The 12,542-nt window shown below is 69.5% G+C and carries 12 protein-coding genes; 8 read left to right on the top strand and 4 right to left on the bottom strand.

The window, feature by feature from the left end; translation table 11 throughout:
* The 5 genes from rpsD (at position 1) to GON09_RS00520 (ending at position 4,293) form a co-directional block, all read left to right on the top strand.
* Positions 1-606, top strand: a complete 606-nt coding sequence (rpsD, locus tag GON09_RS00500) for a 30S ribosomal protein S4 (RefSeq protein ID WP_213930131.1) — start codon at positions 1-3, stop codon at positions 604-606.
* Positions 607-707: 101 nt separating this feature from the next.
* The gene (locus GON09_RS00505; protein ID WP_213930132.1) at positions 708-1,769 is read left to right on the top strand and encodes a DNA-directed RNA polymerase subunit alpha; all 1,062 of its coding nucleotides are present in this window, start codon (positions 708-710) and stop codon (positions 1,767-1,769) included.
* 30 nt (positions 1,770-1,799) lie between these two features.
* Entirely contained in the window at positions 1,800-2,354 is a 555-nt protein-coding gene (rplQ, locus tag GON09_RS00510; RefSeq protein ID WP_213930133.1) for a 50S ribosomal protein L17, read from the top strand.
* Positions 2,355-2,419: 65 nt separating this feature from the next.
* Positions 2,420-3,256, top strand: coding sequence for a tRNA pseudouridine(38-40) synthase TruA (truA, locus tag GON09_RS00515; RefSeq protein ID WP_307854260.1), 837 nt, complete (start codon positions 2,420-2,422; stop codon positions 3,254-3,256).
* Positions 3,257-3,291: 35 nt separating this feature from the next.
* On the top strand, positions 3,292-4,293 hold the full coding sequence (locus GON09_RS00520) for an alpha/beta hydrolase (protein WP_213934194.1): 1,002 nt from the start codon (positions 3,292-3,294) through the stop codon (positions 4,291-4,293).
* Between the two features lie 253 nt (positions 4,294-4,546).
* Here the strand turns inward: GON09_RS00520 and GON09_RS00525 are convergent, their stop codons facing one another.
* Both GON09_RS00525 and GON09_RS00530 read right to left on the bottom strand, forming a co-directional pair.
* Positions 4,547-5,413: a phosphotransferase family protein gene (locus GON09_RS00525; protein WP_213930134.1), complete on the bottom strand. Its 867-nt coding sequence runs from the start codon at positions 5,411-5,413 to the stop codon at positions 4,547-4,549.
* Positions 5,414-5,460: 47 nt separating this feature from the next.
* On the bottom strand, positions 5,461-6,603 hold the full coding sequence (locus GON09_RS00530; RefSeq protein WP_213930135.1) for an acyl-CoA dehydrogenase family protein: 1,143 nt from the start codon (positions 6,601-6,603) through the stop codon (positions 5,461-5,463).
* Between the two features lie 68 nt (positions 6,604-6,671).
* Here GON09_RS00530 and GON09_RS00535 point away from each other — a divergent pair, with 68 nt between their 5' ends.
* Positions 6,672-7,277 carry a TetR/AcrR family transcriptional regulator gene (locus GON09_RS00535; RefSeq protein WP_213930136.1) on the top strand — a complete coding sequence of 202 codons (606 nt, stop codon included), beginning with the start codon at positions 6,672-6,674 and terminating at the stop codon, positions 7,275-7,277.
* Entirely contained in the window at positions 7,274-7,849 is a 576-nt protein-coding gene (locus GON09_RS00540) for an NADPH-dependent FMN reductase (RefSeq protein ID WP_213930137.1), read from the top strand. Before GON09_RS00535 ends, GON09_RS00540 begins: the two co-directional genes overlap by 4 nt.
* 12 nt (positions 7,850-7,861) lie before the next feature.
* On the opposite strand, the gene eccE is transcribed toward GON09_RS00540, so the two are convergent.
* Complete coding sequence (gene eccE, locus GON09_RS00545; RefSeq protein ID WP_213930138.1) at positions 7,862-9,580, bottom strand: type VII secretion protein EccE; 1,719 nt, start codon at positions 9,578-9,580, stop codon at positions 7,862-7,864.
* Between the two features lie 139 nt (positions 9,581-9,719).
* Here eccE and eccB point away from each other — a divergent pair, with 139 nt between their 5' ends.
* Positions 9,720-11,174, top strand: a complete 1,455-nt coding sequence (eccB, locus tag GON09_RS00550; RefSeq protein WP_213930139.1) for a type VII secretion protein EccB — start codon at positions 9,720-9,722, stop codon at positions 11,172-11,174.
* A 5-nt stretch (positions 11,175-11,179) separates the two neighbouring features.
* On the opposite strand, the gene mycP is transcribed toward eccB, so the two are convergent.
* Positions 11,180-12,541, bottom strand: coding sequence for a type VII secretion-associated serine protease mycosin (gene mycP, locus GON09_RS00555; protein ID WP_213930140.1), 1,362 nt, complete (start codon positions 12,539-12,541; stop codon positions 11,180-11,182).
* Position 12,542 lies beyond the last annotated feature (1 nt).

A 12,542-nucleotide genomic window follows, 5' to 3' on the forward strand; every position in this document is an offset into this window, starting at 1 on the left:
ATGGCACGTTATACCGGTCCCGTCACCCGTAAGTCGCGGCGTCTCCGTGTCGACCTGGTCGGAGGCGATCAGGCTTTCGAGCGTCGCCCCTACCCGCCCGGCCAGCACGGCCGCGCGCGGATCAAGGAGAGCGAGTACCTGCTCCAGCTGCAGGAGAAGCAGAAGGCTCGCTTCTCCTACGGCATCATGGAGAAGCAGTTCCGTCGCTACTACGAAGAGGCCGCAAGCCGTCCCGGCAAGACCGGTGAGGTTCTGCTGGTCATCCTCGAGTCGCGTCTGGACAACGTCGTCTACCGTGCCGGCCTCGCCCGCACGCGTCGTCAGGCCCGCCAGCTGGTGAGCCACGGCCACTTCCTGGTCAACGGCAAGAAGGTCGACATCCCCAGCTACCGCGTCTCGCAGTACGACATCATCGATGTCCGCGAGAAGTCGCTGAGCACGCTGCCCTTCCAGGTCGCCCGCGAGACCCAGGGCGAGCGCCCGGTTCCGGGTTGGCTGCAGGTCGTCGGTCCGCGTCTGCGGGTGCTGGTCCACCAGCTCCCCGAGCGCGCACAGATCGACATCCCGCTGCAGGAACAGCTGATCGTCGAGTACTACTCGAAGTAAGACACCTCGGTGTCGTGGTGTCCTCCGGTCCACCCGGACGGGAGGACACCGCTCCATTCCACTAGGGCGTCATATGGCGGACGCCCACAAGGAGGCAACAGATGCTCATCTCTCAGCGACCCACACTGACCGAAGAGGTCATCGCTGAAAACCGCTCGAAGTTCGTCATCGAGCCGCTCGAGCCTGGCTTCGGGTACACCCTCGGCAACTCGCTTCGTCGCACCCTGCTCTCCTCGATCCCGGGCGCAGCCGTCACCAGCATCCGCATCGACGGCGTGCTCCACGAGTTCACCACCGTTCCCGGCGTGAAGGAGGATGTCACCGACATCATCCTGAACCTCAAGGGTCTCGTGGTCGGCTCGGAAGAGGACGAGCCGGTCACCATGTACGTCCGCAAGCAGGGACCGGGCACCGTCACGGCCGGCGACATCGTGCCTCCGGCCGGTGTCACCATCCACAACCCGGATCTGCACATCGCCACCCTGAACGACAAGGGCAAGCTGGAGATCGAGCTCGTCGTCGAGCGCGGTCGTGGCTACGTTCCTGCCGTGCAGAACAAGGCGTCCGGCGCCGAGATCGGCCGCATCCCGGTCGACTCGATCTACTCGCCGGTGCTCAAGGTGACGTACAAGGTGGAAGCGACCCGCGTCGAGCAGCGCACCGACTTCGATCGGCTCATTCTCGACGTGGAGACCAAGAACTCGATCAGCGCGCGGGACGCGCTCGCCTCGGCGGGCAAGACCCTCGTGGAGCTCTTCGGTCTGGCTCGTGAGCTGAACGTCGAAGCAGAAGGCATCGAGATCGGTCCCTCGCCCGCCGAGGCCGACCACATCGCCTCCTTCGGACTTCCGATCGAGGACCTCGACCTCACGGTCCGGTCCTACAACTGCCTCAAGCGCGAGGGTGTTCACACCGTCGGCGAGCTCGTGGCACGTACGGAGTCCGACCTGCTCGACATCCGCAACTTCGGCCAGAAGTCCATCGACGAGGTCAAGGTCAAGCTGCACTCGCTCGGCCTGTCCCTCAAGGACAGCCCGGCATCGTTCGACCCCAGCACCGTCGCCGGTTACGACGCCGCGACCGGTACCTGGAGCGACACCGACGCCGGCTCCTTCGGTGACAACGACGGCAACGAGGACTACGCCGAGACCGAGCAGCTGTAGCAGCTCACGGTCCGTTACTAGGAGAAAATCATGCCCAAGCCCAAGAAGGGCGCCCGCTTCGGCGGATCGGCCTCGCATCAGAAGGCGCTCATGGCCAACCTGGCCACCGCGCTCTTCGAGCACGGCCGTATCACCACCACCGAGGCCAAGGCCAAGGCCCTGCGCCCGTACGCCGAGAAGCTCGTCACGCACGCCAAGGCCGGCACGCTGGCCTCGCGTCGTGAGGTGCTGAAGGTCATCCGCAACAAGGACGTCGTCCACTCGCTGTTCGCGGAGATCGGTCCCTCCTTCGAGGACCGCAACGGCGGCTACACCCGCATCATCAAGACGATGCCGCGCAAGGGCGACAACGCCCCCATGGCCATCATCGAGCTGGTGCGCGAGAAGACCGTCACCTCCGAGGCCGACCGCGCACGTCGCGTCGCCGCCTCGCAGGCACCCGCCGAGGACAACGCGGTCCAGGCCGTCGAGGCCGAGGCCACCGACGCCGAGGTCGCGAACGCCGACGCCGTCGTCGAGGGTGTCGAAAACACCAACGCCACGGCTGCCGACGCACCCGAGGCCGACGAGGCCAAGAAGGACTAGTCCACTTGGTTTCGGCATCTGCTGAAGCTCACGAGCCCGCCGCCCCTTCCGAGGGTGGCGGGCTCGTGGCTTCTCACGAGAGGACACGTCTGCGACTCGACATCGCGTACGACGGCACCGACTTCTCCGGCTGGGCACGGCAACCCGGCCGTCGCACGGTGTGCGGGGAGATCGAGGAGAAGCTCTCCGCGATCGTCCGGGCCCCCGTGCTGCTGACCGTCGCCGGTCGTACCGACGCCGGCGTGCACGCTTCCGGACAGGTCGCCCATGTGGACGTCCCGACCGCGGCCCTGCCCGACGACCCGTCGCGCTGGATCCGCCGTCTCGCACGGTTCCTGCCCCGCGACGTGCGTGTCACCGGGATCTCCGTCGCCCCAGAGCATTTCGACGCGCGCTTCTCGGCGATCCGGCGTCACTACGAATATCGCCTCACCACAGCGGTGTACGGCGCCGAGCCGCTGCGGGCGCGCGACACCGTCTCGTGGCCGAAGGCCGTCGATCTCGAGGCGATGCGACGCGCGTCGCACTCGCTGCTCGGTCTCCACGACTTCGCCGCCTTCTGCAAGCGGCGCGAGGGTGCGACGACCGTGCGCGAACTGCAGCGATACGACTGGACCCGTGAGGGCGACATCCTCACCGCCTACGTCAGCGCCGACGCCTTCTGCTGGTCGATGGTGCGCAGCCTCGTCGGCGCGGCACTGGCCGTCGGGGAGGGGCGACGCAGCGTCGACTGGATTACGGCCCTGCTCGAGGAGCGCGAACGTGCGGCCTCGGTCGCAGTGGCACCGGCCCACGGCTTGTCGCTGGTTCGAGTCGACTACCCTGCTGACGAGGAACTGGCCGCGCGCAACGCTGCGACGCGGGAGATGCGCGGGCCCATCACGCCCGGCTGTTGCGGATGAAGGGAACGAATGTGCGCGCACGACGGTTTGCGTTGATGGGGACGATCGGGGCGCTCGCAGTCTCGTCGCTGGTCCTGCCCGGCGCCGCGGTTGCCCACGCCGAGGAGTCCCCGGCTGCCGCGACCGGCGAGACCCGGTCTGCCGGCGCGACTCTCGAACGCATGGAGAAGCACACGGACCGCGACTGGTCGTTGTTCGTGTACTCGCCGTCGATGGATCGCACGATCGAGCTGCAGGTGCTGCGCCCGGCCGACACGAGCGCTCCGCGGCCGGTCTTCTACCTGCTCAACGGTGCAGGTGGGGGACAGGACCGGGCGACCTGGCGCGAGCAGACCGACGTCGTGGAGTTCTTCGACGACAAGAACGTCAACGTCGTCACTCCGATCGGTGGCGCGTTCAGCTACTACACCGACTGGCTCGAGGACGATCCCGTTCTCGGACGCAACAAGTGGACGACCTTCCTCACCGAGGAGGTCCCGTCGGTGGTCGACGAGACGCTCGGCGCGAGCGGCCGGAACGCGATCGCGGGTGTGTCGATGTCGGCGACGTCGGCGCTGGCGCTCGCCCAGCACGCGCCCGATCTCTACCAGGGCGTGGGCTCGTACAGCGGATGCGCCGAGACCGCCACGGAGACCGGTTCGCGCTACGCGGAGATCGTCGTCGGGTTCGGGGGCGGCGAGGTCGAGAACATGTGGGGACCGGTCGCCGGCGAGCACTGGACCGAACAGGACGTCGTGCGCAACGCGGAGAAGCTGCGCGGCAAGGCCGTCTACGTCTCCACGAGTAGCGGTGTCCCGGGTCCGTACGAGTTGAAGGCATGGGAGCAGTCCGGTGTCGCCGTCCTGCCCGACGTGGCTCTGCTGGGGCTCATCGAGGCCGGCGTGAGCGACTGCACGACGCGACTGCGCGGTGCGCTGGACGCGGCCGGGGTCGAGGCGACCTACTCGATCCGGCCCGACGGCACCCACACCTGGGGTTACTGGCAGGAGGCCCTGCACGAGTCGTGGCCTGTGCTCGGCGAGGCCATCGGCGCCTGACACGACGACACTGCGCGACGAGCGCCGAGGGGGTGAGGTCCGCGACCTCACCCCCTCGGGCGTTCTCACATGCTCGTCAGATCAGCCAGTCCAGGAAGTTGAGGACGTTGCTGATGAGCGCATCGAGCGAACCGAGAAGCATGTGGTGACCTCCATCTGGAAACGAATTGGACGTATGTCCAGAGCTGATTCAATCGAAACCGCCGGTAGCAGGCAACCTTGTGGGGTGTGACAAATATCCGACGAAGATGCGTCAACGCGCTACAGCCGAGAGGCGAGCAAGGGCCTCGGCGATCATGCGGTGCCCCTCGGCCTCGTAGCAGTCGTCGCCCACATGGAAGGCCCACACCGCGACCGCGACCGCCGCGCGCACGCGTTGACGGAACCAGGCCTCCGCTTCGCGCGGATCCTCCCCGTAGCCGCGCAGGAAGGCCTGCTCGGCGCCCGGAACCCGGAGGAACTCGCGCACCGCGAGCCGTTCGAAGTCCTCACCCGCGGGACGCAGGGCGGCGCGGCCGAAATCGATCACCTTCACCACTCCCGCGTCGTCGGCGAGCCAGTTCCGGCTCTGCCAATCGCCGTGGGTGGGCACCAGGATGACCGTCGGTGTCGGCCACCCCTCGACCATCGCACGCAGCCGACCGGCGACCTCGGGACCGATGCGGTGCGGCGCCGCCAGCCACCGCAGCGTCCTCGCGTTCGCCGATCGCTCGTACTCCTCGTCCACGGCCCGCTCCTGGCGGTGGAACTGCGCGAGCAGCGCACCGGCCTGCTCGTAGACGTCGAGGGACGACGAGGCTGCCGTGCCCTGGATCAACCGGCCCGGAAGGTATTCCGTCACGACCAGTTTCGTGGCCCGGTCGGCGAACACCATCCGGGCGGCCCGCCCGCATCCCACCCACGGAGCGGTCCAGCGCTCGTGGGCGCTGATCTCGCGTTCGATGTGGCGATCGGGCACCCCACCGGCCTTCACGACGAGCCGACCCTCATCGGTGTCGATCGCGAGGACGGTGGTCGACACCAGGCCCCAGCTCATGTCGGCGACCACGACCGTACGGCCGAATCGCTGTGTCAGCAGGTGGCGTTGCTGTGGAGTGAGCCGCTCCCGGGCGTCCGGCATGCAGGCACTCTAGCGACCTTTGTGCCGTGCGGCGGTCGTCCGATCGGTTATCCCGCCAGCGACCGCGCGATCACCAGCCGCTGTATCTGATTGGTGCCCTCGAAGATCTGCGTGATCTTCGCGTCGCGCATGAAACGCTCGACGGGGAAGTCGCGGGTGTAACCGTATCCACCGAGGACCTGGACGGCATCGGTCGTGACCTTCATCGCGGCGTCCGTCGCGACCAGCTTGGCCACCGACGCCTGCCGCGAATAGGGGAGACCGGCGTCTTTGCGTCGCGCGGCGTCGAGATAGGTGGCGCGGGCCGAGTCGACTGCGGCGGCCATGTCGGCGAGGACGAATCCGAGGCCCTGATGGTCGATGATGCGCTTGCCGAAGGCCTGCCGTTCCTTGGCGTAGGCCGTTGCCTCGTCGAGCGCGGCCTGGGCCAGGCCCGTCGCGACCGCCGCGATCCCCAGGCGTCCGGAATCCAGCGCGCTGAACGCGATCGGCAGCCCCTGCCCCTCCGCGCCGATCCGGCGTTCGGCCGGGATGAAGGCGTCGTCGTAATGGGCAGAGGTGGTGGGGATCGCGTGCAGGCCCATCTTCTCCTCGGGCTTGCCGAAGGACAGCCCCTCGGTGCCGGCGGGCACGAGAAAGCACGAGATGCCCTTGCTGCCGGTGTCGGCCGTGCGGGCGAACAGGGTGTAGAAGTCGGCCTTGCCGCCGTTGGTGATCCACGCCTTCGAACCGGTGATGCGGTAACCGCCCTCGACGGGCTTCGCGCGGCACGCGAGGGCGGCGGCGTCGGATCCGGCCTGCGGCTCGGAGAGGCTGTACGCGCCGATGGTGTTGCCGCCCAGCATGTCCGGGAGCCACGTGTTCTTCTGCTCGTCGGTGCCGTGGGTGGCGAGTGCGAAGCACGACAGGCCGTGGACGCTCACCGCGACCGCCACGGCGGCCCAGCGGGCGCCGAGTTCTTCGAGAACCTGCAGGTACACCTCGTACGGCTGGTCACCGCCGCCGAACTCCTCGGGGTACGGCAGGCTCAGCAGTCCCGCAGCGCCGAGTGCGGGGAAGACACCCTCGGGGAAGGTCTCCGTGCGTTCGTGCTCGTCGACGCGCGGCGCGAGCACCTTGTCGGCGACGTCGCGGGTGAGGTCGATCAGGTCGTAGGCCTCGCGGGTGGGAAGCAGACGCTCGACGGGCACGGTGGTTCCTCCTGGAAGGCTGGGGACCGAAATAGTACTGAGTACGATACTGGCGTACTGTTTTCCGTATGGCAAGAGTCGGTAGTCGGCGACCCACCGCCCGGCAGGCGCAACTGTTCGACGATCTGGTCGCGTTGTTCCTGGCTGAAGGGTTCGCGCACCTGACCCTCGACGACATCGCGGCGCGCCTGCGCTGCTCGAAATCCACTCTCTACGCGCTCGCCGAGAACAAGGACCGGCTCGTCTACGCCGCGACCGTGCACTTCTTCAAAGGCGCCGCCGAGCGGGTCGAGGCCGACGTCGCACAGGCTGCGGACGCGCAGGCACGCATCGGCGCCTATCTCGAGGCCGTGGGGCGCGAACTCGAACCGGCGTCCTCCCGCTTCATGGAGGACATCGCTCATACGCCGGTCGCGCGCAAGGTGTACGAGCGCAACACCCGCTTCGCGGCCGACCGGGTCCGCCAGCTCATCTCCGGCGGGGTCGCGACCGGCGAACTGCGCGACGTGCACGCGGCCTTCGTCGCCGACGTCGTCGCGTCGGTCATGGTGCGCATCCAGCAACGACAGGTGGCCGAGGCGACCGGACTCGAGGACGCGCGCGCCTATCGGGAACTCGCCGCGCTGCTCGCACACGGACTGTCCGCCGCGCCCCACCTACGATCGACTTCATGACCACGGCAGTACCGAACGATCCGATCCGTCTCGAGATCGTCGTCGCGAGTGTCCGTGCCGGTCGCATCGCCCCGGTCGTCGCCGACTGGTTCGCGGCCACCGCGCGGCGCCGCTCCGAGTTCGACGTCGGTGTTCTCGATCTCGCCGAGATCCCGCTCCCACAGGACCTCTCGGGTGGGCCGGACGCCGATGCCTTCGCTCGCCGCGTCGGCGCCGCGGACGCCTTCGTGGTGGTGACCTCCGAGTACAACCACGGCTATCCCGCCGCGTTGAAGACGGCCATCGACACCGTCAAGCACGAATGGCGCACCAAGCCGATCGGATTCGTCTCCTACGGTGGCCTTTCCGGCGGGTTGCGCGCGGTCGAACAACTGCGGCAGGTCGTCGTCGAGGTCCACATGGTGCCGGTGCGGCAGTCGGTGAGCTTCCACCGCGTCAAGCACGCCTTCGCGGCTGACGGAACCGCGACCGACGAGGCCGCGATCGACGGCGCGGAGCGCATGCTCGATCAGATCGCGTGGTGGGCGCGAACCGTCCGCGCCGGGCACGACCGCGACCGGTATCCCGGCTGACCGGCCCGGGAGTCAGCGAGTCGGCGAGTCGTACCGGGAATCCGGCATGCGCGACCGGCCGAGATGGGTGCTCTCGGCCGCGATCGTCACGAGGGTGAGAGGCGTGCGTTCGTCGCCCGCCGTGATCACGACGCGATCCCCGGCGGCCCCGGGCTGCAGCAGCGACACCGTAGGGCGCTCGCGGGGCCATCCGTCCGGGTGGATGTGCACGTGGATCGCGGTCGCGTGCGGCATCGAGGAGGTCGGCGGGACCCCGTCGTAGACGACCGTGTCGAAATCGCGGTCGCCGGCGTACTCGCCCGCCAGCCGCAGACGGTCGGGCCCTGCCGCCGATCCGACCAGGCCGCGCCACGCCCCGGGACGGTCGGTGTGGACGAGGACCCGGGCCCCGACCGCGACGGCGCGGAAGACCACCTGCTGGGCGAGATACAACTCTCCCGCGATGTGGACCGAACGGACGCCGGGACCGGTGAGGCGGGCGGTGACAGCGCGACCGGCGTCGTCCGACCCGACGAGTTGCCCGCACCCGCCGGCCGGCAATGCGAGAGCGTCGAGTTCCTCGGCGTCCGACTCGCGCAGGGGAACCCGTTCCTCCAGATGCGGAACACCGAGTGGCAGTGCGGCTGTGAGAAGTTCGGCGTGACGTCCGTACGCCGGAAGCAGGCCCGCAGCGGACGGGACGTCCGACTCGCGCGTCGTGAACCGTGCCAGTGCCCCGATCCGGACCGAATCGTGGTCGCCCGGTCGCAGCCGGAGCACTAGTGTCGACGCCGACGTCGGATGTGCCCAGACCGCGGCCGTGTGGTGACGGTCGATCCGTCGGGGTTCGAACACCCCTCCGGAATCGACGGCGGAGGACAACGCGACGTGCCGAGGCGTCGGTGCCCATTCCGTCGCCGGAACACCGTGGGAGATCCGCAGCGCGGTCTGTTCGATCTCGTTCGCGGTGAGCAACCGCGCGGTGTACCCGTCGTCGCCGAGTGCGCGGATCACGCGCCGCGCCCCTGCGACGACCGTGCGCGCGGCACCCTCCGAACCACCGCCCCGGCGGGCCACGGCGGTCGCACAGGACGTGACATCGAGGCGGAGCACCACCCGGACCGTGCGTTCGGCGGCGGCGGGAAGCGGCCCGAGCAACTGCGCGTAGGCCTGTCCGGCGGGAGTCGAGTCGAGAACCCGACGCCCCTGCATCACGACGTCGATCCCGTCGAGGACGACGTCGTGCCGGTACAGGCATGCGGCGATCGCACCGAGGGGGAGTGTTCGTCCCGATTCCTCGCTCTCGCGGCCGAGCCTGGTGAGCGTGCCGGCCGGTGGCGCAAGCTCGAGGACGACGGTCGCGTACGGGCCGTCCCATCGCACCCCCACCGGGGCCGCCGACCCGGTCGGGAAGTCCCGGAGGACACCCGACAGGGGTACGCCGCCGGGGTGGCGACGCAGAACGGTCGCGATCCATTCGACCGTGCCGCGTCCGCCGATCCGTAGGAGGCACGCCGCGGCGACCGGCACGGCGAGTGCAGAGGCCACCCACACAGACGACCCGAGCGCCATCGCGAGCACCCACACGACGACGGCCGCGCACTGTGCGCTCGTCAGCCGGACGGCGATACGACTTCTCGCATCACCTGCCGCGGTGACGACTCGCGCGTGCTCCGACGCGGTCACGAATTGCGCGTGCTCCGACGCGGTCACGAATTGCGCGTGCTCCGACGCGGCCACGGTCCGTTGCATCGATCCCCCCGAACGACGGCCGGCAATCATCTCGACGGGGTGCCGACCTTCCCCCTGTGCCGCGCGGCGCGCGTGCGGTGAGCGCCCGACAGGACTGTACTGTGTTGCGCCAGAGAGCGTGCCGTACGGGGGGAGATCGATGGCAGCGCAACCGACCACACGGTGGCAGGTCAGTGGATACCGGTTCCTGGCACGACGCATGGATCATGCGTTGGTGCGGGGCGACGTACGAATGATCCACGATCCCATGCGTTCCCAGTTCCGGGCGCTGGTCGTCGGGGTGGTCGTCGCGTGTGTCGTGCTGGGAGGTTGCGCCGCCCTCGCCCTGTTCCGCCCCCAGGACCGGATCGGTGATGCCGCCGTCGTGGTCGGACGCGACTCCGGTGCGCTCTACGTCGCGATCGACACGACGTTCCACCCCGTCCTGAACCTGGCGTCGGCGCGGTTGATCCTCGGATCTCCGGCCGAACCGGCGGTCGTGGCCGACCAGGAACTGACGAAACGCCCGCGCGGCCCGCTCGTGGGTATCCCGGGTGCACCGTCCTCCCTGGGCTACGACGCGGAGGACGCGCCGTGGACCGTCTGCGACGTCGCCGACCACGATGGCCTGCAGTCCTCGACCACCGCCGTGCTCGCGGGCACCCCCGATCATCGGGCAGGATCGGTGCTCGCCCACGACGAAGCACTCCTCGTGACGGAGGACGGTAGGTATCACCTGCTCTACGACGGACGACGCGCCGAGATCGATCCGAACGACAGGTCGCTCGTGCGTCTGCTGGGCATCGACATCTCCCGCGCACGACCCGCGAGCCCCGGACTGCTCGCCGCCGTACCGGAGGTACCGAAGCTGACGGCACCTCCCATCGCCGGAGCGGGAGATCCTCCGCTCGTGCCGATCCCGGGTGCGCGTGTCGGGTCGGTCGTCGCGGTGTCCGAACCCGACGGCCAGAGTTTCCATGTGGTGCTCGAGAAGGGTGTGCAGGAGGTCTCGCCGGCCACCGCACACCTTATCCACTTCTCCGATTCGCAAGGGGCACCGGAGATTCCGGTTGTACCGCCCGACATCCTCGCGGCCGCGCCGACGGTGCACGAACTCCCGGTCGACACGTTTCCCGAGGTCGTCCCGCGGATCGTCGATCCGGGGGACAGACCGGTGGCCTGCTCGACCTGGCACCCCGACGCGGGTGAGGACGACCGGCATCGGTCGGCCCTGCGGCTCTCCGCGGGGACCGCGCTGCCCACGGGGAAGGACGCCGTTCCCGTGACCCCGGCACAGGCCGACGGCGCGGGACCACAGGTCGACGCGATTCACATCCCGCCGGGCCGTGGCCGATACGTGCAGGCCACCTCGTTGACATCCGGCACCGACCGCCTCGGGTCGTTGTTCTTCGTCGCCGACACCGGTGTGCGATACGGCATCACCGATGCGGACGCCGCTGTGGCACTCGGCTTCACGGATCCACCCGTCCGGGTCCCGTGGCCCGTCCTGCAGTTGCTCGCCCCGGGACCCACGCTCGGCCGGGAGCAGGCGCTGCTCGCACACGACGGTGTCGCCGCCGACCCGGGAGCGGTCCCGGTACGGGCGGGCAACTGAGGCCTTCAGGTCCGTGACCGGGTGAGGCGTCGTGCCGGTGCGGTGAGGACGAGAACGAGGACGGTCGCGACCGCCACAGCCGCAGCCGAGGCCAGCGCGATACTGCGCGGCCGGTGATCCGGCACCGGGGCGGGGCTCGGTTCGTCGACGGGCACCGCCGGCACCGGCTCCGCGCGATCGGTCGGAAACGGCGCGGTGACGGCCGCGAGCGGATCCACGACACCATGCCCCACCTGCGGATTCCACCCTTCCGCGGGGGAGTGGGCGGTGCTCTCGACGCGCGCCATCACCTCCCGAGCGGACAATTGCGGATGCCGAGACCGCACGAGCGCGACCGTCGCCGCGACGAGTGGTGCCGCGAAACTCGTTCCGGACACCGGCCGGCCGCCCTGCGGGCCGGGAATCAGATCGGCCAGGCCGTCGGTACCGGGATTGAGCGACACGAGCCCGCTCCCCGGTGCGGCGACATCGACCCACGGACCGGGAAGGCTGTACTCGGCGGGTGTGCCGTCGTCCTCGACCGCGCCGACGGCGAGGACGTACTCGTCGTACCAGGCGGGAGACGCCAGGGTGACGACCGAATCCCACGTATCGGCAGCGGGATCGACCGGATCCACCGAGGCCGGATTGCCCTCGCGGCAGGTGTCGGTGTTGCCGGCCGCCGCGACGACGACCGCGTCGTGCACATCCGTCGCGTACTGCACCGCTGCTCCCAGTGGACCGTCGGCGAGGCCCTCGGCGACGGTCCGGCACGCGACCTCCGAGATGTTGACGACGGTGGCGCCGAGATCCACAGCGCGACGGACGGCCGCGGCGAGGGTCCGCACGTCGCCGTACCCGGTGGCGTTGCGCGCGGCATCGTCGTCCGACCGGGAGCGATCGGCGAAATGGCCGCTGGACTGACGGATGGCGATCACCTCCACCTCGGGGGCGCCGCCGGCGAAGCCCGAGCCGGGTGCCGTGCGCGCCGCGATCAGTCCGGCGACGAGGGTGCCGTGCGCATCGCAGTCCTCGGTGCCGTCGCCCGTGGACACGTAGTCGCCGCCCGGCATCGGAGCCGGCAGGCGCGGGTGCGGATGGACTCCGGTGTCGATGACGGCGACGACCTGTCCGGCCCCGCGTGTGATCGGCCAGACCGACGCGAAGTCGAGGATCCGTTGTGCCCGGGGGATCTGCGGCCCGTCGGGGGCGTCGGGGAGTTCCGCGCACAGCACCCGTAGTTCGGTGGCCTCGGGAGGGGCGGGTGCCGCTCCGGAAGGCAAGTGCGCGGGGTCCGGTACCGGCGGCGCGGCGGCCGCGACACCCGACGTGGCGGATGCCAGCAGGACGGCCAGGAGGAGGACCGCGAACCGACGTGGCGGATGCACC

The sequence above is a fragment of the Rhodococcus sp. B50 genome, assembly GCF_013602415.1.
Classification (GTDB): domain Bacteria; phylum Actinomycetota; class Actinomycetes; order Mycobacteriales; family Mycobacteriaceae; genus Rhodococcus.